At 56.1% G+C, this 26806-nt stretch carries 31 protein-coding genes; 12 read left to right on the forward strand and 19 right to left on the reverse strand.

Going from position 1 to position 26806, the window contains the following annotated elements; genetic code table 11:
* Positions 1–300: 300 nt before the first annotated feature.
* Positions 301–438, reverse strand: a complete 138-nt coding sequence (locus tag C772_RS16765) for an Lmo0850 family protein (protein ID WP_008301280.1) — start codon at positions 436–438, stop codon at positions 301–303.
* Between the two features lie 261 nt (positions 439–699).
* Here C772_RS16765 and C772_RS14790 point away from each other — a divergent pair, with 261 nt between their 5' ends.
* From C772_RS14790 to C772_RS14800, 3 genes are all read left to right on the forward strand, one after another.
* Entirely contained in the window at positions 700–1008 is a 309-nt protein-coding gene (locus tag C772_RS14790) for a metal-sensitive transcriptional regulator (protein ID WP_035002611.1), read from the forward strand.
* 14 nt (positions 1009–1022) lie between these two features.
* Positions 1023–1232: a copper chaperone CopZ gene (gene copZ / locus C772_RS14795; RefSeq protein ID WP_008301282.1), complete on the forward strand. Its 210-nt coding sequence runs from the start codon at positions 1023–1025 to the stop codon at positions 1230–1232.
* 277 nt (positions 1233–1509) lie between these two features.
* Positions 1510–2676, forward strand: a complete 1167-nt coding sequence (locus C772_RS14800) for a tetracycline resistance MFS efflux pump (protein ID WP_008301284.1) — start codon at positions 1510–1512, stop codon at positions 2674–2676.
* A gap of 161 nt (positions 2677–2837) precedes the next feature.
* Here C772_RS14800 and C772_RS14805 read toward each other — a convergent pair whose 3' ends face one another.
* From C772_RS14805 to C772_RS16695, 3 genes are all read right to left on the reverse strand, one after another.
* Positions 2838–4592, reverse strand: coding sequence for a sensor domain-containing protein (locus C772_RS14805; RefSeq protein WP_035002596.1), 1755 nt, complete (start codon positions 4590–4592; stop codon positions 2838–2840).
* A 6-nt stretch (positions 4593–4598) separates the two neighbouring features.
* Positions 4599–5918, reverse strand: a complete 1320-nt coding sequence (locus C772_RS14810; protein ID WP_008301286.1) for an MFS transporter — start codon at positions 5916–5918, stop codon at positions 4599–4601.
* Between the two features lie 104 nt (positions 5919–6022).
* Positions 6023–6199 (reverse strand): hypothetical protein, encoded by a 177-nt coding sequence (locus tag C772_RS16695; protein WP_008301287.1) that lies wholly within the window; start codon positions 6197–6199, stop codon positions 6023–6025.
* A gap of 115 nt (positions 6200–6314) precedes the next feature.
* Between C772_RS16695 and C772_RS14820 the strand changes: the two genes are divergently transcribed.
* Complete coding sequence (locus tag C772_RS14820) at positions 6315–7559, forward strand: helix-turn-helix domain-containing protein (RefSeq protein ID WP_008301288.1); 1245 nt, start codon at positions 6315–6317, stop codon at positions 7557–7559.
* A 43-nt stretch (positions 7560–7602) separates the two neighbouring features.
* Here C772_RS14820 and C772_RS14825 read toward each other — a convergent pair whose 3' ends face one another.
* On the reverse strand, positions 7603–8994 hold the full coding sequence (locus C772_RS14825) for an L-cystine transporter (protein WP_008301295.1): 1392 nt from the start codon (positions 8992–8994) through the stop codon (positions 7603–7605).
* Between the two features lie 189 nt (positions 8995–9183).
* Here C772_RS14825 and cls point away from each other — a divergent pair, with 189 nt between their 5' ends.
* Entirely contained in the window at positions 9184–10635 is a 1452-nt protein-coding gene (gene cls / locus C772_RS14830; RefSeq protein WP_008301296.1) for a cardiolipin synthase, read from the forward strand.
* A gap of 96 nt (positions 10636–10731) precedes the next feature.
* Here cls and C772_RS14835 read toward each other — a convergent pair whose 3' ends face one another.
* Complete coding sequence (locus C772_RS14835; protein ID WP_008301297.1) at positions 10732–11610, reverse strand: M15 family metallopeptidase; 879 nt, start codon at positions 11608–11610, stop codon at positions 10732–10734.
* Positions 11611–11737: 127 nt separating this feature from the next.
* Here C772_RS14835 and C772_RS14840 point away from each other — a divergent pair, with 127 nt between their 5' ends.
* Entirely contained in the window at positions 11738–12889 is a 1152-nt protein-coding gene (locus C772_RS14840) for an MFS transporter (RefSeq protein WP_008301298.1), read from the forward strand.
* Positions 12890–12970: 81 nt separating this feature from the next.
* A complete protein-coding gene (locus tag C772_RS16960) occupies positions 12971–13096 on the forward strand; it encodes a hypothetical protein (RefSeq protein ID WP_008301299.1) in 126 nt (41 codons plus the stop codon).
* 24 nt (positions 13097–13120) lie between these two features.
* On the opposite strand, the gene C772_RS14845 is transcribed toward C772_RS16960, so the two are convergent.
* From C772_RS14845 to C772_RS14870, 6 genes are all read right to left on the reverse strand, one after another.
* Positions 13121–13372 (reverse strand): hypothetical protein, encoded by a 252-nt coding sequence (locus tag C772_RS14845; RefSeq protein ID WP_008301300.1) that lies wholly within the window; start codon positions 13370–13372, stop codon positions 13121–13123.
* A gap of 116 nt (positions 13373–13488) precedes the next feature.
* Positions 13489–14253, reverse strand: coding sequence for a membrane protein insertase YidC (yidC, locus tag C772_RS14850; protein ID WP_008301301.1), 765 nt, complete (start codon positions 14251–14253; stop codon positions 13489–13491).
* A gap of 65 nt (positions 14254–14318) precedes the next feature.
* On the reverse strand, positions 14319–15107 hold the full coding sequence (locus C772_RS14855) for an AraC family transcriptional regulator (protein WP_008301303.1): 789 nt from the start codon (positions 15105–15107) through the stop codon (positions 14319–14321).
* Positions 15108–15132: 25 nt separating this feature from the next.
* Complete coding sequence (locus tag C772_RS14860; RefSeq protein WP_008301304.1) at positions 15133–16038, reverse strand: diacylglycerol/lipid kinase family protein; 906 nt, start codon at positions 16036–16038, stop codon at positions 15133–15135.
* A 118-nt stretch (positions 16039–16156) separates the two neighbouring features.
* Positions 16157–16603 carry a hypothetical protein gene (locus C772_RS14865; RefSeq protein WP_008301306.1) on the reverse strand — a complete coding sequence of 149 codons (447 nt, stop codon included), beginning with the start codon at positions 16601–16603 and terminating at the stop codon, positions 16157–16159.
* Between the two features lie 59 nt (positions 16604–16662).
* On the reverse strand, positions 16663–17118 hold the full coding sequence (locus C772_RS14870; RefSeq protein WP_008301307.1) for a GNAT family N-acetyltransferase: 456 nt from the start codon (positions 17116–17118) through the stop codon (positions 16663–16665).
* Positions 17119–17228: 110 nt separating this feature from the next.
* On the opposite strand from C772_RS14870, the gene C772_RS14875 reads away from it, so the two are divergent.
* A complete protein-coding gene (locus C772_RS14875; RefSeq protein ID WP_008301309.1) occupies positions 17229–17723 on the forward strand; it encodes a GNAT family N-acetyltransferase in 495 nt (164 codons plus the stop codon).
* A gap of 118 nt (positions 17724–17841) precedes the next feature.
* On the opposite strand, the gene C772_RS14880 is transcribed toward C772_RS14875, so the two are convergent.
* The 3 genes from C772_RS14880 to C772_RS14890 all read right to left on the reverse strand — a co-directional run bounded on the left by C772_RS14880 (position 17842) and on the right by C772_RS14890 (position 19962).
* A complete protein-coding gene (locus C772_RS14880) occupies positions 17842–18330 on the reverse strand; it encodes a DUF4064 domain-containing protein (protein WP_008301310.1) in 489 nt (162 codons plus the stop codon).
* A gap of 339 nt (positions 18331–18669) precedes the next feature.
* Complete coding sequence (locus C772_RS14885; RefSeq protein WP_008301312.1) at positions 18670–18954, reverse strand: GNAT family N-acetyltransferase; 285 nt, start codon at positions 18952–18954, stop codon at positions 18670–18672.
* Between the two features lie 42 nt (positions 18955–18996).
* Positions 18997–19962 (reverse strand): ring-cleaving dioxygenase, encoded by a 966-nt coding sequence (locus C772_RS14890; protein ID WP_008301313.1) that lies wholly within the window; start codon positions 19960–19962, stop codon positions 18997–18999.
* A 136-nt stretch (positions 19963–20098) separates the two neighbouring features.
* Between C772_RS14890 and C772_RS14895 the strand changes: the two genes are divergently transcribed.
* Complete coding sequence (locus tag C772_RS14895) at positions 20099–20821, forward strand: DUF3784 domain-containing protein (RefSeq protein WP_008301314.1); 723 nt, start codon at positions 20099–20101, stop codon at positions 20819–20821.
* Between the two features lie 184 nt (positions 20822–21005).
* Here the strand turns inward: C772_RS14895 and C772_RS14900 are convergent, their stop codons facing one another.
* The 3 genes from C772_RS14900 to mntR form a co-directional block, all read right to left on the reverse strand.
* Positions 21006–21917 carry a DUF1002 domain-containing protein gene (locus C772_RS14900; protein ID WP_081607201.1) on the reverse strand — a complete coding sequence of 304 codons (912 nt, stop codon included), beginning with the start codon at positions 21915–21917 and terminating at the stop codon, positions 21006–21008.
* A 71-nt stretch (positions 21918–21988) separates the two neighbouring features.
* Positions 21989–22864 carry a CvfB family protein gene (locus tag C772_RS14905; protein WP_008301316.1) on the reverse strand — a complete coding sequence of 292 codons (876 nt, stop codon included), beginning with the start codon at positions 22862–22864 and terminating at the stop codon, positions 21989–21991.
* A 2-nt stretch (positions 22865–22866) separates the two neighbouring features.
* Complete coding sequence (gene mntR / locus C772_RS14910; protein WP_008301317.1) at positions 22867–23304, reverse strand: transcriptional regulator MntR; 438 nt, start codon at positions 23302–23304, stop codon at positions 22867–22869.
* Between the two features lie 129 nt (positions 23305–23433).
* On the opposite strand from mntR, the gene C772_RS16585 reads away from it, so the two are divergent.
* Entirely contained in the window at positions 23434–23589 is a 156-nt protein-coding gene (locus tag C772_RS16585) for a lmo0937 family membrane protein (protein ID WP_008301318.1), read from the forward strand.
* A gap of 147 nt (positions 23590–23736) precedes the next feature.
* Here C772_RS16585 and C772_RS14915 read toward each other — a convergent pair whose 3' ends face one another.
* On the reverse strand, positions 23737–24846 hold the full coding sequence (locus C772_RS14915) for a GNAT family N-acetyltransferase (RefSeq protein ID WP_008301319.1): 1110 nt from the start codon (positions 24844–24846) through the stop codon (positions 23737–23739).
* A gap of 409 nt (positions 24847–25255) precedes the next feature.
* Here C772_RS14915 and C772_RS14920 point away from each other — a divergent pair, with 409 nt between their 5' ends.
* The gene (locus C772_RS14920; RefSeq protein WP_008301321.1) at positions 25256–25672 is read left to right on the forward strand and encodes a universal stress protein; all 417 of its coding nucleotides are present in this window, start codon (positions 25256–25258) and stop codon (positions 25670–25672) included.
* Positions 25673–25767: 95 nt separating this feature from the next.
* Positions 25768–26784 (forward strand): DmpA family aminopeptidase, encoded by a 1017-nt coding sequence (locus C772_RS14925; protein WP_008301323.1) that lies wholly within the window; start codon positions 25768–25770, stop codon positions 26782–26784.
* The last annotated feature ends 22 nt before the right edge of the window (positions 26785–26806 follow it).

The following is a 26806-nucleotide window of genomic DNA, read 5'->3' on the forward strand; positions in this document are numbered from 1 at the left end:
GATCGTAGTGGAGAAGTGTGAAGTTTGCCAGTTGCCGGGCGCTGGAGCTGGACGGAACAAAAGCGCAAGCGCCCGTTTGGCAACGTACAAACTGGAGCACTTCGCAATGAGATCAAGGAAACACGGTGAGGAACGAACCGATGTTGACTGATCGTAGTGGAGAAGTGTGAAGTTTGCCAGTTGCCGGGCGCTGGAGCTGGACGTGTCAGCACGAAATTCCTCATTTATCCACACAATAAAATATCATAATTGAACCAAAAGCTCCCGCCTCTTATATTGAGGCGGGAGCTTTTCTGAAGCTTAGGTCGTGGGTGCCTGGGAGCCAGAGGGCGGCGCAAGAGCTTTCAGCAAATCGAGGCGCGACTTGGTCAGCGTCACGGGAATGCCTAATGCTGTAATCCGCTCTGCGATCGTCTTGACGTCCTTTTTCTGGGCCATCCGTTCCACCTCTTCCTTCATTCAATATGACGCGGCAACCGGGGGGAAGTTGCGTAAAAATAAGATGATACCGGACGTTCTATATACACATCCTAACTATACCACCGGGGCTGTACGTCAAATCTTTCAATACTGTTACAATTGTTGCCTTGCCGTAAATGTTTTATTCTGAAAAAATCCAATACAGGAAGTTTGATTGCATACCCCACGATGGTATACTGGAGGTAGCAAAGGAGGCGGTGCCCATTGACGACAGAGCCAATGGAAAGCCCGGTTCAGGAAGAGTCCTGCCGCACAAGCCACCAGACGCCCGGGGTAAAGAAAAACCTCGCCACCCGGCTGAACCGGATCGAGGGCCAGGTGCGCGGCATCCGGGGGATGATTGAGCGGGATGTTTACTGCGACGATGTCATCACCCAGCTGGCAGCGACCCAGTCCGCCCTCAACAGTGTGGCGCGGATCCTGCTTGACGGACACCTGAAAGGGTGCGTTCGTGACCGTCTGCTTGAAGGGGACGAAGAGGTCCTTGATGAATTGACTGTCACCATCCAAAAACTGATGAGGAAATAAGGAGGAGAATGATTATGGCAACCAATCTTGTACTGCAAGTTGAAGGCATGAGCTGCAACCACTGTGTGAACGCTGTTGAAACCGCGGTCCGCGACCTGAACGGGGCGGATGCCGTGAAGGTCAACCTTGAGGCAGGCACTGTGGAAGTCGATTACAATGAAAACCTCGTAAACGACCAGGAGATTAAAGACGCGATTGAGGAACAGGGATACGACGTCAAGTAACGAACGGCTGCAGGAAGCCAGCATAGGTTGCAGCACGTGCAAGCCAAAACCGCCCTCCGGATTGGGGGGCGGTTTTTTGAGGTACGCAGGGACGTCGCTCATTGCAACTCACTCTCTCCTTCGGATACGTCCCTTTCAGCAATCCATTCGTCACTTTAAAAAGGACAATCATCACATTCGCCAACCAATGCACCATTGCCGCCTTTATTTGTCACTCCCCCACTTCGCGGAGTAGAATGGACGCAACACATGTTTTTCCTGAAAGCGGGTCTTCCTGATGAAAAAATCAATTCTACTTCTCATGTCTGTCCAGTTCTTCGTTTACCTCGGGTTCGGGATCATCATCCCGGTGCTTCCCGAGGTGGTCGTGGCACAGGGCTTCGATGAGATGCATGTCGGCGGGCTGCTGACCGTCTATGCGCTGGCTTCCTTCTTTACCGCGCCGCTCTGGGGGGCCTATTCCGACCGGACCGGCCGCAAGAAGCTGATCGCGATCGGGCTCGCGGGCTTTAGCCTGAGTTTCTTCCTATTTGCGGCATTCACCGAATCACTCGCGATGATGTACCTGTCGCGAGTGATTGGCGGGCTGTTCTCGGGCGCACTGTACACCGCGGTCACGGGCTATGTCGCCGATCTGACCGACGAGGAGAACCGGAACAAATACATGGGCCTCCTCGGCATGTCGATCGGGCTCGGCTTCATTTTCGGCCCGGCAATCGGCGGCATCCTGGGGGACATCCGACTGTCGCTTCCGTTCACCGCGTCGGGCACGCTCGTCCTGATCCTGCTCATCTACGCCATGGCTGTCCTTAAGGAGCCGCAGCGAAAGGGCGAAGCGAAAAAGCGGGCGATTGTCCCCGAAGGGGCCGGACGGCTTTGGGGTTACCGCGTCCGCTATCTGTTCCTCATGTCGTTCATGGTGACGTTCCTCCTGGCCGGCATCGAGGCGACATTCCAGCTGTTCCAGATCCACAAGATCGAGATCACCCCGAAGCAGATCGGTTACCTGTTCCTATTTAGCGGCCTGGTCGATGCGGCCATCCAGGGGGGCGTCGTCCGCCGGGTCAAGGACGGCATGGAGACGAAGGTCATCATGATCGCCCAGATCGTGACCGCAGCCGGGCTTGCGCTCATGGTGTTCACCGGCAGCCTGTTCTGGGCGGGCCTTTCCCTATGCGTCTTCACAGCCGGAAACGCCCTCGCGCGAACGGTCCTGGTGTCCCTTACGACAAAGGAGTCCGGCGGCCGCTACGGCACCGCAGCAGGCGTGAGCTATTCGATGGACAATGTCGGGCGCATCGCGGGACCGCTGCTTTTCGCATGGCTGTTCACCCGGATGCCGGACGGCGTCTACTGGATCTCCGCCGCACTCGCCGTGTTCTCGGTGGTGCTGATCATCCTATACCGGAGATCGAATAAAACATTAAGAGAACCCGCTGCCTGACATTCAAAAGCCGCTCCGGATATTTTCCGGAGCGGCTTTTTCTGACGGATTTATAGATGATTGGGCGTTGCGGCGGCTTCTTCATGTACTCTCGTTATGATTGCTTGGACTTTCGCCGGCGCCGCTTGGACTCCCGTTGCCGATACCTGGTCTTTCGTTACTTACTCAACGATCCGGTACCGGCCCGGCCCTTCCTGCTTGGCCTCGTACATGGCACGGTCCGCGAGCTTCACCAGGACATCAGTGGAAACGCGGTCCGGGCCGGCAAAGGCGATGCCGATGCTTGTGCTGACGGGGATGACATGCCCGCCGGCGACGATCGGCTCCCTGAGCGCGCCGATGATCCGGACGGCAAGCGCTTCAGCTTCCGCGCGGGTGCTGCAATCCGCGAGCAGGATGACGAACTCGTCTCCTCCGAAGCGGGCCGCGAGCACATCATCGGCGGCGTTTTCAATGCGATGGCTAAATGCCCGGATCACGTCGTCCCCGACGCTGTGGCCCCATGTATCATTGACCTCCTTAAAGCGGTCAAGGTCCATCAGTGCGACGGCAAACGGCGTCTTGTTCTTTTTGTATTCTGTGACACGGTCCTCCAGGCGGTTCAGGAACAGCCGCCGGTTCGGCAGACCGGTCAGCTGGTCATGATAAGCGTAGTGCTCGAGGCGCTCTTCCTCCGCCTTTTGCCTGCTGATGTCCCGGATCACGACGACCATATGGAGGAATCCGCCGTCCGGTCCCCGCACGGCGGAGGCGTTCAACTCGGACCAGATCCAGCGCCCATTCTTATGGAGAATGCGGAGGCGGATCCGGAAAACGGGACGGCCTTCGAGAATTTCCTCGTACCCCCTGGCCAGTTCCGGGAAGTCATCGGGATGGATCAGGTCCTCCGTAGCCTTTCCGACAACCTCTCCCGGATGGTAATCGTAATGAGTCTTTGCGGAAGGCGAGACATAGACCAGCCTCCACGTATCATCAATCGTGACGATGACATCGCTCACATTGTCGGTAATGATCTTAAATTGGTTCTGGCTTTCCATATAAAGTCCCGCCAGTTTATCCAGTTCATGCATGTCCTTCAGATTGGCATAATAGCCGATCGGCTCCCCGTCAGGTGCGACCGGCGTGAATTTGAGCAGGCATCCGACCGGAGGGCCATTACTGGGCTGAATGTCGACTCTGACGTCCTGCAAATTGCCGTTGGATGCCAGGAGAAATGCAGCTTCTGCAAGGCCACGGTCCCCTTCCGTTATCAGGCCGGAAAACGGCCTCCCCAAAAGGGTTTCAGGGGACTTCCCAAACAGCCGGAGGGCTGCAGGATTGGCACCGGTGATCTCGCCGGCAGGCCCGAGCTCCAGTACAGCATCACCATTATTTTCAAAAAGCGCCCGAAAGCGGGAAGTGCTCTCTTCAAGGCGGCGGATCATCTCTCGCCGCATCAGTTCGCCTTGCTTCCTGGCTGTGATGTCCTTGACAAGGGCGACGATATACCGGACCGCCCCTTCTTCAGAGAGAGGGGTAAGCATGACTTCTGTGTACCGCTCCTTGCCGTCCGGACCGATGAAACGATCCTCATACACAGCCTGCCCGCCGCTCCGGTAGACTTCTATGTAGCGATCGGTAAGGCTTCCCCCGGCCGGTTCGCCGAAAACCTCACTGATCGTCCTGCCGATATGCTCATCGCTGAAACCAAGCTCTTCCCTCGCCTTGCGGTTGATCCATTCATAGATAAATTCACCGCTCCGGCCAACTCTCATGATGAACAGCATTTCAGCGAGACCTTCAGACAACACCCGTTCCACCAAACTTAGCTGGATCCTCCCCACCACTGTCCCACCTTCCGCCATCACTTTGGCTTCATTATAGAGGAAAATCCTGCTAAACGAAACCGGACGGGAGATGTCCCCCCGTCCGGTCATTCGTCTTTATTCTGCAGCAGGTGCCGGATTCTCCGGCCCGTCCTGGCGCCTCTTCGTAAGTTCCGGGTGCGCTTTCCGCACAACGGACGGACGCGCCATGGTCAGGACAACCGCGATCAGCACGGCTGCGGACACCATGAGGATCCACTCGGCAGGCAGCAGGTCGTACAGGAAGCCGTACAGCACTGTGCCGAGCGGCATCAGCGCCATCGCCATCGTTTCCAGAATGGCGAACACGCGGCCTTTGTAGTCGTCGTCCACGCGCTTCTGGATCATGACCTGGATCGGTGTGTTGACGAGGATCATGACCAGCCCGAATGCAAACATGACGGACGCATAGAAGATGAACAGTCCCGTATACGGGAGGCTGACCAGAAGCGGCAGTGCAACAGACGCCATGATCAGCCCCATCGTCACGATGCCCCATTTGGAGAGGAGTAGCGGATATTTTACTTCTTTCCTTACACTGAGGCAGACGGACATGAGCAGCATCCCGACTGCGAATGCCCCTTCCGTCAGGCCGAAGTGCTCGGAAGCCATTTTCATCTTTTCGATGAGGATGTAGGAATAGCCGACCTGGAACGCACCGAACAGAAAGTTAATGAACAGCGAGATCCAGATGATCGTCATGATGATGGGCTGTGTTTTCAGATAGGCAAGGCCCGCCTTCATGCTCTGCAGAAGCGGTTCCTTCACAGGCCCTTCCCCGGCCGACTCACCCGCATCCGCCTTGCGGTTAAAGAGGCGGAAATTCATCGTCGCTTCCAGGACAAGCGCGACGGCTTCAGCCGCCATGAACAGGATGAGGAACAGGTTCATCGAAACCGTGCCGTAAAGCAATCCGCCGACGGCAGGTGCTCCGATCGCGGCGATTGAAATCGACATCTGGTTCAGCGACATCGCCTTCTGGATGCGTTCTTCATCCACCAGGCCGGTGATGGCCGCGGAGAACGACACCCCGGAAAACGATGCGGCAAGCGAAATAACGGCGGTCGTGATATAGATGGCCGGTAGTGAGAGCCCATAAACCAGGCTGACCGCAAGCAATCCGCCGACCGAGAGCACAATGGCCCCCTGGGCAGTGAGGACGATCGTCTTTTTCGCCCATCGGTCCGCAGCATAGCCGGCGAACGGTGCGGCAATTGTCCGGGGCAGAATGCTGCAGATCAGGTTCATCGCAAAGCTTGTTGCGGACCCTGTGAGCTGAAGAATGTAGAAACTGATGGCAAACGTATAGACCTGGGCACCAAATGCGGAAATCAGCTTGCTCGCCGTGAACGTCCAGATATGATAAGTGGCACGACGGCGTTTCATGGCCTGATCCATTTTCTACGCTCCTCACTAAATGAGTTACCTAAATCTTAGCACTGTGTTTTTGCAGAAACAAGAAATAGTTAAATTTAATTAAACTTTGTGGTCAAAAAAATAAGTTATAGCCAGCGTCGCGGTTTCATGACCTCTGCACCAGACCGGCCCGGCTTCTGAAACACCGGCTTTCTCCGTGGTTCTGCATGTCTGTTCTTCTGTCCCGAGGTTAAAATGAATTTGCTTGCAATTACCTTTAAAAGAAGTAAGGTTGCCTGGCGCAGACTCATGGTTTGTTCCATGCTGTTTTCCTCCTTGTTTAATTTAATTAAACAAATCATAACACGCTCCCTCTTCACAAGCAAGCATTTGTTTAATACAATTAAACTATGCACAATGATTGGAGGTGTTCCCTTTTTGGACACATTGGGTGAACGAATTCGCCGGCTGCGAAAAAACCGGAAGATGACTCTGCAGGAACTGGCCGGCGACAAAATGTCGAAGGGAATGCTTTCCCTGATTGAAAACAACAAGGCCAGGCCATCGATGGAGAGCCTGACACATATCGCTGAACAGCTGAACGTATCCGCCTCCGACCTGCTTGAACAAAGCAGCCGCGAGGAGCTGAGGGAGCTGTTGGATGAGGCAGAGGAATACAACTCAGTCAGGCTGATCGATGAGGGGGCGAAGGAAGCCAGACAGCGCCTCGTAAATCTTATCAGACCACATATCGGCAGAATGGGAGAAGGCTACGAATCCGGAAGGCTGCTCGAAATGTACGGGCGGTCCCTCCATTACCTGGAGGAGGCCGGATGGGAAGAACCGATCGACCGGGCTGCCGCCATCTATGATTCGCTGAACATCATCCCGAGACGCGCTGCAATCGGGATGTTTCGCGCCCAGGTACACTTTACGGAGCGTGACTATGATCATGCGCTCAAGGTGATGCTCAAAGAGCGGAAAGCCATCGAAGAAAAAAGACTGTTCATCGAACCGATGACCCGTCTTGACTTTGATTACCTGCAGGCCGTCCTTCTTTATGCAGTCGGCCAAACGGAAGAAGCGATGGCGGTCATGGAAAGCGCCCTTGCGTTTTCCCGGGAGAACGATCTCTACTACCATATGAGCGACTGGTACCGCCTGGCTTCGATCCATGCGCTGATGGCAGGAATGGAAGATGAATATGGGCACTTCCGAAAAAAGCTCCGCCAATACGCAGAGTTTGCAGATGACAAGGAAGCCGGCGGTTTCCTGGCGTTTCTCGATGTTCATGAACTGAACTCATTCCGAAATGACCATGCCTCCGCACACCGTCAGATCATGGATTGGCCGGAAGATAAGGTTGCCGCCCTGTCGGACCCGCTCCACTCGCCGTACCTGTCACTTGAAGTCGGGAAGGCCCTATCCGGACTGGGCCGCCACCAGGAAGCGCTCGAGGCGTTTGAACGGGCACTCGTCCCGCGGGAGTATATCCACCATCCGATCGACCTGTCGATTTTCATGGAGGGGGAAGCCTATAAAGCGGAATCCCTCTGGGCTACCGGCAAAACGGGCGAAGCGCTGGACCTGATCCGTGATGTCCATGAGCGTATCGCTTCCCTTCCCGGGACTCCATACAAAGACCGGGTGAAGCAGGTACATACAAAGTTGAACAGCCTATAAAAAAGATGCCGCCCCTTCAAAACGGGACGGCATCTTCTTAGGTTTAAGCATCAATTGGCTGTGTACGGAGATCGCCGTTGTAGACATCCCGGTCGACTTCCTTGTTCACGTTGGCAGCCGTGACGCCTGCGGTCATGGAGCCGCTGACGTTAAGGGCAGTACGCCCCATGTCGATCAGCGGTTCGACGGAGATGAGCACGCCTGCAAGCGCGACAGGAAGATTCATCGCCGACAAAACGAGGATCGCGGCAAATGTCGCACCGCCGCCCACGCCTGCCACGCCGAACGAGCTGATCGCGACCACGACAATCAGTGTCGCGATAAAGCCCGGATCAAGCGGGCTGATGCCGACGGACGGTGCAATCATGACGGCAAGCATCGCCGGATAAATTCCGGCGCAGCCGTTCTGGCCGATTGACAGTCCGAACGATCCTGCGAAGTTCGCGGTCCCATCGGGCAGGCCGAGGCGGTCCGTCTGTGTCTTGATATTGAGCGGCAGCGTACCCGCGCTGGAACGGGAAGTGAACGCGAAAAGAAGCGTTTCGGACGTTTTCTTCAGGTACGTGATCGGGTTCAGGCCGTTCAGCGTAATGATCACAAGATGGATCAGGAACATGGCAATCAGCGCCACATAAGACGCGATGACAAACTTGCCGAGGTTGGCGATCGCCCCAAAATCGGACGTCGCTACCGTGCGGGTCATGATTGCCAGGATCCCGTACGGCGTCAGGCGGAGGATCAGCTTGACGACACGCATGACGAGCGCATAGACCGCATCGATCCCCTTTTTCACCATCGCGGCGTTTTCAGGCTCTTTCCTGGCAATGCCGAGGTACGCAACCCCAAGAAATGCGGCGAAGATGACGACACCGATCGTCGAGGTCGGACGTGCGCCGGTCAGGTCAAGAAACGGGTTGGACGGGATCAGCTCGGTGATCTGCTGGGGAAGGGTCTTGTCGGCCACTTCCGTCGAGCGCTCCTCAAGATCCGCCCCGCGCTCCACCTCCGCCGTGCCCTGCACAAGTTCGGATGCGTCCAGGTTAAAGGCAAGCGCCGAACCGATGCCGATCGCTGCGGCAAGAGCCGTCGTGCCGACCAGCATTCCGAGAATCAGGCCCGCCGTCTTCCCGAAGTTTTTGCCGGTCGTCACTTTCGTGAACGCGGCAAGAATCGAGATGAAGACAAGCGGCATGACGATCATCTGCAGAAATCGGACATAGCCCGTTCCGATGATGTTGAACCAGTCAACGGAATCAGCCAGAACTTCAGATTCCGTCCCGTAAATGAGATTCAGCGCGAGGCCGAACAGGATCCCGAGGCCGAGACCCGCAAAGACGCGGTTCGAGAACGAGACATGCCGGCGCTGCATATAAAACAGGACACCGGCGAGAACGAGCAAGGCGGCGACATTGATGACAACCAGCCAGGTATTCATATTCATTCCTCCATTTATGATCATATTCCACCACAGTGGAACAGCATTTAAAAAAGCACAAGGAATAGAATATAAACTTTAACCCTATAAGTCAAGTAGGTTTAATTGGAGTCTGTCTCCCCCATTCGTGTTTTCGGCGGGCTAACGGTATACTGTCCTTAGACAGATCACACGCAACTGGAGGTTTACATGGCACAGTTCATCACGTACGCGACAATCGCGGTCTTTATCCTGAACATTTTCCTCGCGATTGCCCTGATTTTCCTTGAGCGGCGCGATGCGACATCCACCTGGGCCTGGTTGCTGGTCCTGTTCTTTATCCCCGTTTTCGGGTTCTTCATTTACCTGATGTTCGGCAGGCAACTGCGGAAAAAGCAGCTGTTCCGCTGGGAAGACAGGAACAAAATCGGGATCGAGCAGCTCGTCAATTATCAGATCGAAGCGATCGAGGACGGCACGTTCGACTTCAGGCTGGACGATACCGCCCATTACCGGGATATGGTCTACCTGCATCTCAGGAATAACCACGCCCTCCTGACACAGGACAACGATGTCGAGATTTTCAATGACGGAGGCAAGAAGTTCGAGGCACTGCTGAACGACCTTGAAAATGCCAAAGACCATATCCATATCCAATACTATATTTTCAGGCTCGATAACCTGGGACAGCGCATTCTGGACACCCTCATCCGGAAAGCCAAAAGCGGCGTCAAAGTGCGCGTGCTCTTTGACGATATCGGCTCCCGCGGGCTCAGAAAGAGGCATTTCCGCGACCTGACCGCGGTCGGCGGCGAGGTGGAGGCGTTCTTCCCTGCCATCCTTCCGCTGATCAACCCCCGGATGAACTACAGGAACCACCGCAAGATCGCCATCATCGACGGACGCATCGGCTATGTCGGGGGCTTTAATGTCGGCGATGAGTACCTCGGCCTCAACCGAAGGTTCGGCTACTGGCGCGATACCCATCTCCGGATCGAAGGCAGCGCCGTCCATCCGCTCCAGACACGCTTTATCCTGGACTGGAACCAGGCATCCGCCTCCCATGACATCGAGTATCATGAGCGATACTTCCCTGCCATCCCACGGAAGGGCACTGTCGGACTGCAGATTGTATCGAGCGGCCCGGACGAGCAGTGGGAGCAGATCAAGGACGGATACCTGAAGATGATCCACCTGGCGAAAAAGTACATCTATATCCAGACACCGTACTTTATCCCGGATGCAAGCTTTCTTGATGCCCTGCGGATCGCCTGCCTGTCGGGCATCGATGTCCGCATCATGATTCCGAACAAGCCGGATCATATGTTTGTCTACTGGGCCACGTATTCCCATGTCGGCATCCTGCTTCGGGCGGGAGCAAAGGTCTATATCTACGAAAATGGCTTTATCCACGCAAAGATGATTGTCGTCGATGATGAGGTGGCGACTGTCGGAACCGCCAACATCGACGTCCGCAGCTTCAAGCTGAATTTCGAAATCAATGCATTCCTCTATGACCGGGAAAAATCCCATGAGCTTGCGGAGCTGTTCGAACAGGATATGCGGCTTTCAACGGAATTGACGTTGGAGGCCTACCAGAACCGGACAACCAACATCCGGTTCAAGGAATCCGTCTCCCGGCTGCTGTCGCCGATTTTATGAACATACGAACAATCCCTCCTGCACGGTGTCTGCACCGCACAGGAGGGATTTTGCTGATCATGGACTTATTTATTTTCAGGCGCCGGGACCGCCTGCTTATTTCTCCGGCTTGGACGGCTCCGCGTGGCCGTCCGGCACGAGCAGGTATTCTTCCAGGGTGATGCCGCGCGACTGGATCCTTCCTGCCGCTTCCTTGCCGACGTAGCGGTAGTGCCACGACTCATGCATGTAGCCGGTGATGTCTTCCTTGCCTTCCGGATAGCGGAGGATGAACCCGAACCGGTGGGCATTGGCAAGAAGCCACTGTCCCGCCGGCGTGTCACCGAAGGATTCGCGGGCATAATGCTCCGGCTGTGTCGCCTCACCGATGTCAAATGCAAGGCCGGTCTGATGTTCCGAGTAGCCGGGACGGGCGCTGTAGCGGTCCGCGGCCTCGACGCCGTCACGCCCGACATACCGTTCGTACAGCTCCTGCTGCCGCTCAAACGTCCTGAATGTGCTGAACGCGTCCAGGTCATAGCCTTCCAGGAGCGCTTCCGCGGCCATCTCCTCGAACGCCTCACGGGCCTCGGGATTCTCGCCCGGCGCAAAGCTGGCCGGAAGCGGGTACTTTTTGTTCGCCAGAAGGATGCCGTCGATATAGGTCGGTTCTGCCGGAAGTTCCCGGCCTTCCACGTATTCCCCGATGCCTTCAAGCGGATCGGGATCCGGCGTGCCGCCGGCAGGCAGCCGCCCGTCTTCGGCATCATCCTCTTCGGCCAAATTTCCGCCGCCGGCCGGCTGTTCCTCCCCGGCCGGATCCGTTCCCTGTCCGGACGTTCCGCCGCCCAGCGCGCCTCTGATCCTTTCCGGATCCCAGCCGTTCATGCCGGCGAACACCGCCGTTCCGCCAATCAGTAATACGACTGCCGCGAGGACCGCAATCCATACGCTTTTCCGGTCGCGGTTCTGCTTCCGTGAATCCATTCTGCCCATTCTTGGTGACCCTTCTTTCATGAAATTTCCATTGGTCTATCGTACCATATCCGGTCCCGTTCCGCGCTGATCATCGTTGTGCTATGATGCTTTTGTGTCGAATCTATTACATGCGGAGGAATCCGATATGAAATCACGCTGGCTCTCCCTGAATTTCTTCGCTTTCTTTTTTACATGGGGCATCTTCCTCCCCTATTGGACTGGCTGGCTTGTCTCTGTCAAAGGCCTCACTGTCTTCGAGGCGGGGGCCGTCATGGGGGCTGGGATGTTCATCCGGGCGTTTTCGACGCTCTTCCTGTTCCCGGCTGCTGCCAGGCGCTTCCCGATCACCGGCGTGATGAAAGCGGGCATCGCTCTGTCTTTCCTCATCGCACTGATTTACATACCTGCGGGATCCTACACAGCCATCCTCATCGTCACCGCGGCATTCAACGTGGTGTATCCGAACCTATTGCCGGCGATGGAGACCAGTGCCTCCGTCCTGATCCAGAAGGACCGGATCAATTACACCCGGAGCCGTGCTTTCGGTTCGGCCGGCTATATGGCTGCCGTGCTTGTCATCGGAGCGGTCACCGCCCTGTTCGGCAACGAAGCCATCCTCTGGACGATGTTCGCCGGCCTCCTGTTCATGCTTGGCGCGCAATACACGGCCGTTCCCATTTCTCTCCACCGGGACCCGGCCGGGAATCCGGCTGAAAAGCGGTCCGGTGCATTCCGCGAACTTGTCCGGAACCGCGGCTTCCTGGCGGTCCTCACCGTCTCGATCCTGCTGCAGGGGGCACACGCATCCTACTACAACTACGGCTTTGTTTATCTGGAAGACATGGGCGTGGCGAGCTTTACGATCGGGCTTCTCCTCAATGTCGCGATCCTGTTTGAAATTTTGTTTTTCGGCGTCGCAGAGCGTCTGTTCGGGGGCATGCCGGCCTCCCGGATGTTTCTGCTGGCCGCGGCCGGCTCGACACTGCGCTGGGTGCTGATCTTCCTCGTGCCGACCATGTGGATGTTCACCCTCACGCAAGCATTGCATGCGGCATCTTTCGGCATCGCGCATGTCGCATTTATCCGCTACATATCCGAAAAACTTCCTACCCTCCTGATTGCACCGGCCCAGGCACTGTATGCAGCATTCGCCATGAGCCTGAGCACCGCCTTCCTGACACTTCTCGGCGGTGCCCTGTACGAAGTGGAGCCCGGCCTGGCGTTCCTCAGCATGATCATCTGTACAGTCCCGGCCGCACTGGTCGTCTTTGCGACGAAGAATCGCTTCTCCTACTAAAGTTCTATTTTGGCGGACTACGGACAAATGCCCAGTACTTTGTCCGTATAGTCTGGTAAATAAGGGCAAAGGAGCATATTGATGAAACCAATTTCGATCCAGGATATTCTCCAACTGATGGAAAAGCTGGATGCTTTGCTCGCGGAGCGGGAACGCCTGGTCCCGGCAAGGGGCGGCAAGACAGAAAACGCGCTCGGTCAGAAGTGACCGGCGCGTTTTTGTATGGGACGATCAGATAAAGAGCATCACTGCCAGGACAATGAACAGGATGACGAAAAATCCGGCCAGCAAGTTCATCCATTTCGCTTCCCGCATCATGCCCCGCTCCCTGAACCCCGCGGCACGCGCGGTATTCGTCAGGACAAACAGGAGCGCCATCGACAGGCCGGCTGCGTGCATCGCCTGCCGGACAATGAAGACCAGTGTCAGGATGAACACCACCGCGATCCCGATTCCGAACATCCACCGTTTTTCTTTCGACATCCCCATCATCCCCCTATTTCAGTGGTATCAAAAACAGCAAACGGCAGTGCGCCCGGCCTCGCATGAGACTCCCGGGCCACTGCCGTCTGTTCTGGTCGCCGGGATCGTTCCCCGGCTTATTGCTCCACTGCCTTTTCCGGATTTTCGTAGTAGAACTTCCGCCCGATATAGGTCTGGATCACGAGGATCGCACCGCTGACCGCCCAGTAGAGCGGAAGTGCGGACATCGCCGTGAAGGAGATGAACGTGATCATGATCGGGGACATGTAGATGAACATCTTCATCTGCTGCTGCTGCTGCTCAGGCATCGTCCAGAGCGAGACGCGTGCCTGAAGGAGATAAACGACCCCTGCGATGAGGGCCATGATCATGTCCGGAGAACCGAGGTTGAACCAGAGGAACTGGTGGGACTTGACGTCTTCGGAATACAGGATGGCAAAGTAGAGCCCCATGATGATCGGCATCTGGAGCAGGACCGGCAAACAGCCCATGTTCAGCGGGTTGACGCCGTGCTTCTGGTAGAGCCCCATCATTTCCTGCTGGAGCTTCATCTGCTCATCCTTGTCCTTTGTTTCCTTCAGGCGCTTCTGGATGTCTTCCATCTCCGGACGGAGTGCGTCCATCTTCACCTTCATCGCCTGCTGGGTTTTGTAGTTCTTCAGCATCAGCGGCATGAGGATCAGACGGATGATGACTGTGATGGCGATGATCGCCAGTCCGTAGTTACCGTTGAAGAAGGTCCCGAGAGATTCGAGGGACCAGTCCATCGGCCGGACGAATAGATTATAGAACGTGCCTTCCTTGTTCTCGACGCTGGAGCATCCGCCAAGGAGCAACGCTGCAGCTGCCAATGTCAGGATCAGCCCGATGCGCTTATTCAATCGATTCACCTACAACTTTTTTAGACTATAGAGTAGTATACACCACCCGTTGCAGGCTTTTCAATTTATGTTCCGGTCTCTTCGCCGCTTCCCGGCACGAAAGAAGTAAAGTAATCGATGTCCTTGCGCTCCCTGAACTGCTTCGGCGTCACATTTGTATACTTTTTGAACGTCCTCGTGAAGTAGCTCTGATTGCAGAAACTGAACCTGTCCGATACTTCCGCGATCTTCAAATCCGTGTTGCGGAGGAAAAACTGGGATTCCTCGATTTTCCGCATATTGATATAGTCGATGAGCGTCAGCCCGGCGTGTTCGCGGAAAATGCGCGAGAGATGGCTCGTGCTGATGCCGGCACGCTTCGCCAGCTGATCGACAGTGATCGGGTCTTCGATCGAGGCATCGATGAAATGGATAATGTCGTTGACAATCGGGTGGGGGAGCTCCGGCTTATCCCGGCCTTCCAGGACGTGGATGAAAAATTCGACGAGGTCGTTCGTCGTCTCCGTGATGTCCATCGTACCTGACTTGCGGTCCACGATCCGCATCGCGGTGATGTTGGTCGCCACTGCCCATTCCGGAGGGAATTTCGGTACCATGAGGAAACGGGCAGTCAGCGCAGCGAAAATGATGTAGTAGTTGGAGACATCTTTCACCCAGCGGTCCCCGGCAATGTCCTTGACCATCAGGACAATCCGGTTCAGCCGGTCCTTCGCCCTGGCACGGTCCCCCTGGGCCACCGCTTCCAGCAGATCCTTTTCAAGATGATAAAAGTCTTCGCTCCGTTCATATGCCTTTAATACCTCGACCCGGTCCATGAACAGGTTGGTCATGTATTGCAGACCCGGGTCCTTCATCCTGGTGCACCTCTTTTCCTCATGTTCATTCTCCTTCCGTTGGTTCCGGCGCCAATATTCTCAGGTGTCGGTGCAGGACGGTGATTCCGATCGGAGTCGTCCCTCCCTCGTCACCGTCTATGTTGCAGGTAAGCGGCTCATCCGTCTCAATCCGCGCGCGGGTTGTCCGGATCATCTCGACCTCTCCCTGCTCCTGAAGCTTTCCGAGCAAAAGTGATGCGGACATCTTTAACAGACCGGGCAGTTTCAGATTCTTGATCACTGTCAGATGGAGCAATCCGTCATCCGTCGCGGCATCGGGGTTCATCTTCTCAAAACCGCCCACGGAATTTGTCAGGGCGGCAAGCACCAGTGACGCCTGTCCGGTCCATTTGCCGCCGTCATGGGTGATGGTGAAGCGGTTCCCCTCATCCGACAGGAGCGTCTGAAGCCCATGTGCGGCATAGGCGAGCGGGCCAAACCGGGTCTTTTCTCCGACAGGCACGTCCATCACGCCTTCGGCAAGGCTGCCGACCGCCAGGATATTCATAAAATAATGTCCTCCGGCCTGGCCGATATCAGTCGGCCGCGCAACATATTCCGGGAGTCGGCGGATCGCCTCTTCAGGATCCATCGGAATCGACAGGGCCCTCGCAAAGTCGTTTACTGTGCCGAGCGGGATCAGGGCAAAATCCGGACGGTCCTCTTCGCCGGCCAGGCCATTGATCGCCTCGTTGACCGTACCGTCGCCGCCCATCGCGACGACAAGGAGGCATCCGCTCTGTGCCGCTTCCCGGGCGAAGGCGGTCGCATCGCCTTCCTTCTCCGTAGCACGGACCTCGACGGAATAGCCCATCCCCTGCAGCACACGGATGCACTGTTCACGATAGGTTTCCGCCTGTTCCTTCCCCGAAGATGGGTTCAGGATGAACACCGCCTTCTCTCTGTCCATGACACACGCCCTTCCGGTTTTCTTAAATACTAATTCTATACCCTAACCCGGTTATTTTTCACACATTTATGCAAAAAAATGCCCATCCGATTTCGGATGGGCACCCGCTAAAGCCGACTTACAGTTTATCCGTATTGATGCGGTTTTCCGTCGTGACGGAATCCGTGTCTTCATTAAGCTGCTCGGCCGTTTCGTCATTGCTTCCGAGGCTCGCTTTTTGCTGGCCTGCCGGCTCGCCGGTTTGCTTTTTGTGGTACAGCCCGTCTTCGTCAGGATTCTTTTTCTTGTTTTTCTTGTCTTCCACTTCCTGGTTGTAATAATGGACGCTTGTCTGGGCGCCTTCGGCAACCATGTCATTATCCTGGAAGTCATACGGATCGGAATGGCCCGCTTTCGTATCCTCGTAGTTGCGGTTGACCTTCTGGGATTCCACAAACGAATCCATTTTCGTCTTCAGGTTATTGAAGGCGACCATTGCCTTGTCACGGTTCTCCTTCTTGCTGAAATACGCATAGGCACCCGCTGCGAGACCTGCCAATAAGAGATTCTTATTCTTGCCTGCCATTTCCATCATCCTCCAGTTCAATTTCGGTCGTAAATGGGTTCATAGTGAAGTATACCCCCTCACTTGCCGCCGGAAACCATGAGCCGCATATCCACATGGGGGATTCCGTCTTCATCGTACGGCTCGGAAACCGCCCGGAAGCCGCAAGAAGCATAAAAATCTCTCAGATGATATTGCGCTGAAAGATGCACCGGGATTTCGCCGTACCGTTTCGCGGCAACCTCTTTTGCCCTTTCGACAAGCTCACGCGCAATCCCTTTTCCGCGATGGGATTTTCTTACGATTACGCGGCCGATTGCCGGATCTTCATGTACGGCTCCCGGCATGAGCACTCTTGCGTAGGCGGCAAGCGTGCCGCCCTCCCAGCCGGCCAGGTGCAGGGCAGCCCGGTCATGCCCGTCAATTTCCGGATACGGGCACGCCTGCTCGACGACGAACACGTCGACACGCAATCTGAGGATTTCATAGAGTTCATCAGAAGTCAGTTCCGCAAAGTTTTTGATTGTCCACTCCAACTGTCCCACTTCTTTCATTTCAATTTGATTACATTATTCCACAACATATATCGGAGGGGCGATTTATTTGTTATAGTTGATGGAAATCTATTGCCGAGGTGACCTTTTCCATGATCCGTTCGATGACACGACATGATTTCGAGACCGTCCGGCAGATCGCGGCGGTCAGCTACGATGATACGTATGAGGGCATTCTCCCGAAAGAGGTGCAGGAGTCTTTCCTCACACGCGCCTACGCTTCCCCGATGATGATGAAACGGCTGGAAAAGACGACGATGCTGATTGCGGAACATGAGGGGCGCCCGGTCGGATTCGCCAACTTCACCCGTGTTGACGAAGACGGAGATGCGGAACTGACCGATATCTACCTGTTGCCCGATTATCAGGGCATGGGATTCGGCGGCGCACTTCTTGAAGCCGGCATCTCCACCCTTGAGGACGGCCACCAGCTGTTCGTGTACGTTGACAGCCAGAATGAAGGAGCCCGCCTGTTTTACGAAAAGCAGGGGTTCGAACTTCTCGAAGAATTTGACGAGCTGTTCGAAGGCTACCCGACATCCACTGCACAATATGTCTATTATCTCAAAGCACCCGCTCTTGTATGAGCAGGTGCTTTTTTTCGGCTTTTTGCAATAGCCGTTTTGTGGATACTGCCAAAAAAAGCATTGCATGCAAAAAGCCCCGGTCATCGGACCGGAGCCTGGGGGTTTCGGACCGCACAGATCAGAGCGGCCGCATCGGGTCATTGTCGTAGGATGTCTCCGCAACAGGCGGCTTGCGCACGAAGCACATGATGCCCGCGATGTAGAGCAGGATTGACGTGAGCGACAGGATGCCCGCCAGCACGCCGGCGATGATGAACAGGATTCCGCTCAGCTTGGCGTTTTTGTTCAGCTGGATGAGCGCCACTATGATCAATATCGAACTGATGACGAGAGCTGCGATAAAGAACCAGCCAAAACTGACCATCCAGTCCATGCCCATGTACATCATGTCGACAATCGCCTGTGCGTCTGTTTCGGAGAGTGTCGGGTCATTCCAGATTTCCGCTTCGAATTCCTGCTGGAATTGCGGATCGTCTGTCATCATCTTCACCAGATTGTTCATGGCGAACGTCAGGATGATTCCGATCACGTTGAACACCAGGCCGATGATTCCGAGAATCCGTTCGCCGGTCCGCTTGAACGGGCGGTTAAAAGAATTTGATTCCATTGGGTGACACCTCTTCTTTTTCTTTTATTCTACTTTCTTCTTACGATTCAGACCACGCAGGGTTTCAACTTTTTTAAAAAGACCGGAATATGGAAGGTTTGCCCAAACATTCATCGGGGTAGATTTAAACTATCCTAACATTTAAGGGGGAGACGAACCCATGGAAAAGAAACTCATCTTCAGTCAGTCCGATGCTATGTACGCCATTGCCGGATCGTCTGTTCTCACCGCCATCCTGCTCTTCATCACATTCTGAGGGAGGACTCTATGACAACCAGCCACCGCCAAACATAAAAAGCAATCCGCCCCGAAAACGGAACGGATTGCTTTTTTGTGTGCTTATTTTGCTTTGACATCTTCATACTCATCATAGCGGCCGAATGCCGTCACCACGTATGAGCACACGGCTTCCATCTTGTAGTTGTTTTCACGGGCATAGTCGGCCGCCCTGTCGAGCAGCTTTTTCGCGACGCCGCCTCCGCGGAGGGACGGATCGACGAATGTATGGTCCATGACCATGACATCCCCCATCATCGTCCAGGTGATTTCTGCATCACGCTTGCCGTTTTCCTCGTGTACGAACGCATACGCATCACTGCCCAGTTCTTTCAGTTCGAATTCCATTTTTCAACTCCCCTTTCCCCATTGGTGTACCCGGAACGCCGGTCAGTCAAGCTCCAGAGGGCTGAGCGATGCCTCGATTTCCCGGCGGCGCGGCTCAAGGAACGGCGGAAGGGCCAATGTCTCGCCAAGCGCGTCCATCGGCTCATCCGAATCAAACCCCGGCTCATCCGTCGCCAGTTCAAACAGGATGCCGTTCGGCTCTCGGAAGTAGATCGACCGGAAATAGTACCGGTCCACCTTGCCGCTCGTCTGGAAACCTGCCCGCTCCAGATGCGCCAGCCATCTGTCGTAGTCCTCGAAAGTCGGTACGCGGAAAGCGACGTGATGGACGCTGCCCCTGCCCGGCCGCTCCGGCGGCAAGTCAGGACGCGTCTCAAGATGCACTTCCGCACCCGCTCCTCCCTCGCCGGTCTCGTAGACGATGTAGTCCGGCATGCCGGGCACATCGGAAGGATAGGTTCCTGCCTTCCTGAAGTTCAGCACTTCCGTCAGAACGGTCTCCGTCCGTTCCGGGTGACGTACCGTCAATTTTACAGGACCGAGCCCGACAATCGCAAATTCTTCTGGAATATCTGACTTTTTCCAGGGGATTCCGTAAGGGACACCGGAGCCGTCATCGGCGATGAGCATCAGCCTCGATCCTTCATGGTCGGTGAAGGCGAGTGTCTTCCGGCCATACCGCTCCCGGACTTCTTCATGTGCCACGCCAAGCTCCCCGAACCGGCCGGCCCAGAATGCAAGTGCCTCTTCGGACTTGACCCGGAAACCGGTGCTGCTGATGGAAGAAACACCGGGATAGGTCCGGCCCGCCATCGGAATTTCAAAATAGGTCATGTCCGTTCCCGGCGTGCCGACCGCATCGGCATAAAACAGGTGGTACATCGAGGTGCTGTCCTGGTTGACCGTCTTCTTGACGAGCCGCATGCCGAGTACCCTGGTGAAAAAGTCGTGGTTTTTTGCCCCGCTGGCCGTGATGGCCGAGACATGGTGGATTCCTCCGAGTTGCATCTGTTCCGCTCCCTTTTTATCTTGAATTCAAGGTGTTTTCTTCTCTTATCCTATACCCTCCAGAACCATTTTGCAATCAGCAGGGTTCCCCGATACACTGGAAAGACAATCACCCTAACCCGAAAGGAACCGGACCATGTCGCTTATTTTCTGGACACAAGCATTCCTGACCGCCCTGTTTGCCTTTTTCGCCTACCTGATCCTGAAGCGGCGTTCCTATCTGCTCATCTCGGGATTTGCCACGCGCCCCATGGAAGAGCAGGAGCAGCTGATCGAAAACGGCTATCCGCAGGGAGTCGGCCGGATGTTCCTCTTTATCGCAGCGGGACTGCTTCTCCTGATGCCGCTCGGCCTCACCGGTTTCCGCTATACATTCGAGGTGCAGATGGCCTTTATGATGCTGATGCTTTTCGGCGGAACCATCATTCTGTCCCGCCGCGAAGTCCCCCACAAGAGGAAGCGCGCACGCCTCACCTCGGTGATCATGGCAGTCGTCGTGATCGGCGGGATTGCGGTGCTGCTTGTTACCGGCGCGAGACAGCCGGATGTCACTTTCGGCGGTTCTGCAGTGGAGATTTCCGGCATGTACGGCGAAAAGATCGCCTATTCGGACATCCGCTCCGCGGAACTGCTCGACACGATGCCTGAAATCCGCTACAAGGAAAACGGCTTCGGCTTTGCCGACTACGCAAAGGGCCGCTTTTCTGTCGAAGGCCACGGCTCTTCCCTGCTGTTCGTCGATACGAAGCAGTCTCCCATTCTGCTGATTGAGACAGCTGATCGTCCGGTATTCATCACGGGCGGCAATCCGGAAGAAACCGAGTCATGGCACAGGAAGCTGGACCAACGGATTCGCTGACATCCGGACTCCGCAGCTCCGGAGAAATCTGATCACATTCATGAGGGGTTCGTCACTTTCACGGTATGATTCGTCACTTTCACGGGCGGATTCGTCACTTTCGGCGCGAATCGACATTTTTGAACCCCCAAAAGCAAAAACGGATGCACCGGCAAAACTGCCGGGCATCCGTTTTTTATCAGATTCAGCTGAACAGCGAACGGACCGAGTCGATCAGGTTATTGAAGAAGTCTTTGACTTTCTGCCAAAAGCCTTCATCGTTCACCGTCTCACGGATCTTGTCGCCGTACTTGTCATTGAATTCCTGTGCAAACTGGCCGAGCTGATCGGACCATTGGCCAAAGTCGATATCAAGCTGGCGGATGCGGTCCATCAGATCGATGAGCAGCTGGCGGTCTTCCGGGCTCAGCTCGATCTGGAGCTTGTCGAGCTGCTCGGAAACGATTCGCTCGACATCCTCCTTCGTCGCCGGGTTCTGTTCCGCGATCTGCTGCTTCAGCTCGGTGAGGAGCTCCGTCACCTTCTGCTCATCGACACCCGACTTTTCGGCGAGTTCCGTCGCCACGGACAGCTCGTCGTTTGCGACGTCAGTCCGCTCCGTGTCGAGCGTGCCGCCGCTTGCCTCATACGCTTTGTAGATGCCGGCCAGCGCGGAATGGCCTGTGACCGGCTTCGGTGCCGCAACATCAACATCGGCATCTTCGATTCCCGCTGTCAGCATCGCATTGGCATACATATCCGACGTGACCTGTGTGATGTTGTCCGGCGTGACAATCTGGATGACAAGGCCGCTTCCCGGCTCCGTCACGGTGATTTTTGCGGACGAATACATCCGGGCACGCGGATTGGAACCCTGGATATACTTGCCCAGGTCCTGACCGGAAACCGTGATTTCCTCGACTTCCGCCTCTTCTTCGACTTTCAGGCTGGACTTCACGCCCGCCTTCTGGTCGGCGGTCAGGTCCGCTCCGTATACGACGATCGGCACACCGAGCCGCTCATCAACCGCCGGTGCCGCGGAAACGGCGGGACCTGCCAATACTGAAAGGACCAAGGCTATAATTGCGGGCAATGCCCATCTTCTCTTCTGATTCATCAGGTTTTCCCCTTTCCTGGATGCAAAAGCAACTCCCCACCCATATGAACGGGCGGGGAGGGTAAAAAGTTTCATGAATTCCGCTGGGCATCCTTTAAAATTGTCCAGCCGTCTTCCTGCACGATTTTGCGTTCTTTCAGCAGCTTGCCGATCGCACGCTTGAACGATGCCTTGCTCATATCGAACATTTCACTGATTTCCTCGGGTGCCGACTTGTCGGTGAACGGCATTTTTCCTCCGGCTCCGTTCAGATAGCGGAGCACCGTTTCGGCATCGTCGCCGATCCGCTCCTCTTTCCGGGGCAGGAGGGAACCATTAAGCGAGCCGTCATCACGGATGCCGATGACCCGCACCTCGACTTCCTGCCCGAGCCTCGGCTCGAATTTCATCTCGGTATGGTGTACAAAAATCCGGTATTTCTGCGGCTCGCTCAGCATGAACGCTCCAACCGGCAACAGCCGGTACGCCCGGGCTTTGAGGTTTTTGTTGAAAAGCGCTGCCGGTGCGTCGACATACTCTTCCTTGATTCGTTCCTCTGTGATGAGCCGGCCGAACAGGTTGCCGCCCTTGTCCGTGCGGAGCGTCATGTACAGGCAGTCACCCGGCTCCGGCCAGAGTTCCTCCAGCTGAGGCATGTCCCTCGGGTTCACGATGACCTCGACAGACGATCCGATGTCCGTCCGGATGCCGTCGCGCCCGTCGGTGTCGATCACTTCCGCCCAGCCGTACGAGCCGACTTCCATGCGGGGCAGCCGGCTCGTCGCGACAAGGTTGCCGCGGCGGTCCGGGTGGAGGAACACTTTCAGCCTGTCCCCTTCATTCAGGTCTTCAGGCGCTTCTGAAGCGTTCATATTAAATTCCTGTCCGTCGCAGGACAGCACCCAGCGGGAGCCTTCCTGCCGTTCCGCGAGCGCCTCGATGATTCGCCCGGATTCCGCCTTTGCCATATTTATCTCTCCCTTTCTCCATCCGCACCGCCCGCCGCGCGATACCGCTCCAGCTGGTCCAGCATCGCCGGATGGTCTTCAAGGACGTGCACAAGTTCGGTGATGCGGTCGATTGCGTCCCAGCTCAGGTGATGCTCGATCCCCTCGACATCGTTGTAGACATGTGTTTCGTCCACGCCGATCAGCCGGAGAAAGCGTTCGAGCAGTTCATGGCGGCCGGCCAGCTTCCGGCCGAACGCTTCACCCTTTGAAGTTAATATTAACCCTTTATAGCGTTCATAAACTAAGTAGCCTTCCCGGTCAAGCTTCCTCGCCATCTTCGTCACCGATGACGGCAGGACTTCCAGCGCCTCTGCGATGTCGGAAACACGCGCCTCCCCGGTTGCGGCCGACTTCAGCCAGATCTGCTCGAGATAGTCTTCCATGCTCGGCGTCGCCATACCAGATCCGCCCCTTCCATTGCCTGTCCGTCCATTATAGCACGGAGTCAGGGGTGCCCGGCCCGGTTTATCCGCGAACGTCCAGGGGTAGGATTTGGTTAACAGACAAGACGGAAAGCGGGTGACGTCATGGGTAAACTGATCTGGTGGATCATACTGATTCTGATCGCATTCTGGCTGATCGGCTTCCTGCTTGATATTTTCGGCGGGCTGATCCACATTATTCTCATCATTGCCGGTATCATCTTCATCTTCCAGCTGATCACCGGCAGGAACAAACACTGACCATAGGGATGCCGCAGGGATTTGCGGCATCCCTGTTTTGTATTGCCGGGGCTTACTGTGGCGGTTTGCTTGACATTCGCCGTAAATCGCGTGGCCCTGCCCGCGAAAAAGCCGGCAGTCCCTATGGGGAGCCTGCCGGCAGACCGTTCAGTTTACTTTTGAATAGACGCATGTATCGCGCAGGCTTCCGTCCGCGGCGACATCGTCATTTTTCAGGATGCCTTCAAGTTCAAAGCCGAGTTTTTCCGGGATGGCCCTGCTCCTCACATTCTCCGTGTCGCACCGGATTTCGACCCTGCGGGCACCGAGCGTTTCCACGGCGAACTCCGTGATCCGTTCCACGGCTTCCGTCATGTAGCCATGGCCCGCGTAGCGGGTATCGATCCAATAGCCGATCTCGAATTTCGGGACGTCCCAATTGATGCGGTGCAGACCGGACGAGCCGATGAACGCGCCGTCTTCCTGCCGGTAAATATGCAATCGCAGATCTTTCCGGGTGATAAAATCGGCCACCGCCCCCCTCAGGCTGTCCTCCACCCCTTCGAGTGTCGGCTTATCCTTGGCGAACGGGAGCCATTCCTTCAGCTCCGGATGGGAATAGGTAAGCGCGTCATACACATCTGCCGCATCCTCCACGCGGGGCGCGCGGATCAGGAGCCGGTCCGAGTGAAACTCCTCGGGAAAGCCCGGCGGACGTCCCTGATGGTCAGTTGATGCGGCAATCTCCCGGTCGTTCCACTCCACGGGGGTGGTCTTGCCGCTCTCGAAGTCCTCACGCGTGATGCCGTACGTGACGGCATCGTAGTAGGAATCCTCTTTCGGGGAGTACCACGACCTGCGGAGATGGCCTTCTTTTACGAAGCCCGCCCGCTCAAACGTCTTCCGCATCGCGGCGTTGTCCTGACGGGTGTGGCCTTCCAGCCGGATCTTCTTGTCAGGCAGGCTGAACACATAATCGCAGATCAGGCGAAGCGCCCTCGGGCCGAATCCCCTGCCGCGTGCCCTCTCCGCAATCCGCAGATCAAACATCGGAATCTCGTCCTGCATGTCATATAGCTTGACGATGCCGACCTTTTCCCTGTCATCGGTCTCCACCCAGAACGTCTTCACCTCATCGGATTCGTAGCCGCCGTCATCGATCGCCTTCTCGATCATTTCCCGAGCGGGATGCGGAATACCATGGTACGGCCAGCTGTTCTCCGTCATGAAGTGGATGAGCTCTTCCTGTTCCTGCATCGTCCATTCCGTCAGTTTCATCCGTGTCCCCCCTGCCGTATTGCCGTGGCCCGGCCGCAATGGCTGCGATCCGGAGCGTCAGCCGCTCCGTATTCACATCAGAGCAGCGCGGCGTATCTTTTCTATTGAAATCGTGATCGCTTCTTTGATTATACACAACGTTTTCCGGCTTAGCCGCTATCCATTTCCTGCCGGCGTGCAAAAAGCCCCAAATTGTTCCGGACGCCCCCATTGTATGCCCGGACGATGAAGGAATCAAGACCGTCAAAACCCGGCAGGATTGTTTTTTCTTTTGCTTCAAAAGGTTTTCAAACGGCAGGAAGGGAATATAGTATTAGTATAGAGAACGTTTCCCCGCGTCCGGCAGGCCGGGCGCCGGCGGGCGGAATGCCTCCGCCCTTTCCGGAAACCGAAGGAGGATACCGGACGAATGTACGAAAAAATTATCGTTGCCGTGGACGGCTCCGCCCATTCCAGGCGTGCGGCAAAACATGGCGCCACCATCGCAAAAGCGACCGGTGCGTCCGTCGACCTGCTTTATGTCGTCGACCATGACCGCTCCCGCCCTCAGGAGTATGAGAATGTCACAAAAGAAGAACTGGAAGCACGCATCCGCGATCAGCTGTCCGAAGTCATCGCCATTTTCAGTGACAAGGGGATTCAGCCAGGACTGCAGATCCAGTTCGGCGAACCCGGACCCGCAATCGTCAAATTCATTAATTCGGCCGGTTATAACCTGGCCATCGTCGGCAGCCGCGGTTTAAATGCTTTTCAGGAAATGGTGCTCGGCAGCGTCAGCCACAAAGTCGCAAAGCGCGCCGAATGCCCCGTCCTGCTCGTAAAATGAGCCGTCCCCCTGGAGGGACGGTTTTTTCGTGCCACCATTTAAAGATGAACTTTGAGATAATGGAAGACAGATCAGGCACGCAAGGGGGAAAAACAGTGGAAAAAGGAAAATGGAATGCGATCACGGATGTCGAGGGGGTATCGGTCGGGCATGTCACGCTTGACCGGCCCGGTGACGGCGACGACTATTTCTGCACGGGGGTGACGGCGATCCTCCCGCACGGAGGCAACTGGTTCGAGGAAAAGCCGGCTGCCGCTTCGTTTGTCCTGAACGGTTTCGGCAAGACGGCGGGACTCGTCCAGGTCGAGGAACTCGGCGTTCTGGAATCGCCGATCATGCTGACGAACACATTCAGTGTGGGCGCGGTGCTTGAAGGCACGCTCCAATACATGCTGGACGAAAATCCGGCGATCGGGGACTCCACCAGTTCGCTTAACATCGTGGTCGGCGAGTGCAACGACAGCTACCTGAACTCGATGCGGAAAATGGCCGTACGGCCGGATGATGCGGTCCGTGCAATCCGTGAGGCTTCCGGAGGGGAATTGGCCCAGGGCGCGGTCGGTGCCGGCAAGGGCATGATCTGCTACGGGGCGAAAGGCGGAATCGGCAGTTCGTCCCGGATAGTCGAGGCCGGCAGCCGGACATTTACTGTCGGCACGCTCGTCCTCACCAACTTCGGCCGCGGCCATGAATGCCGCTTCCCCGGCTGGATTCCGCCGGAAGAGCCGGCTCCCGAAACACCGGTCGCCGAAGAGGAAAAGCGACCGGACGGCTCGGTCATCATCGTCGTCGCGACCGATGCCCCGCTGGATGCCCGCCAGTTAAAGCGCATTGCCAGGCGGGCCGCGATCGGGCTCGGCCGGACAGGCACCCACATCCACAACGGGAGCGGCGACATCATCATCGCCTTCTCGAACGGGCTGCTGACCCGGCACGGCGGCGACGAAATGACCGTCACCCGGGAGATCATCAAAGACGATCACCCGGTCATGAACGACCTGTTCGAAGCGGCCATCGCCTCGACGGAAGAAGCCATCCTGCAGTCACTCCTTAATGCGGAGACAACGACCGGCAGGAAAGGAAGGGTTGTCAGGAAAGCGGAATTCAGGTGATTTGGATGTCCGGTACAAGATG

The sequence above is a fragment of the Bhargavaea cecembensis DSE10 genome (assembly GCF_000348905.1).
GTDB lineage: Bacteria > Bacillota > Bacilli > Bacillales_A > Planococcaceae > Bhargavaea > Bhargavaea cecembensis.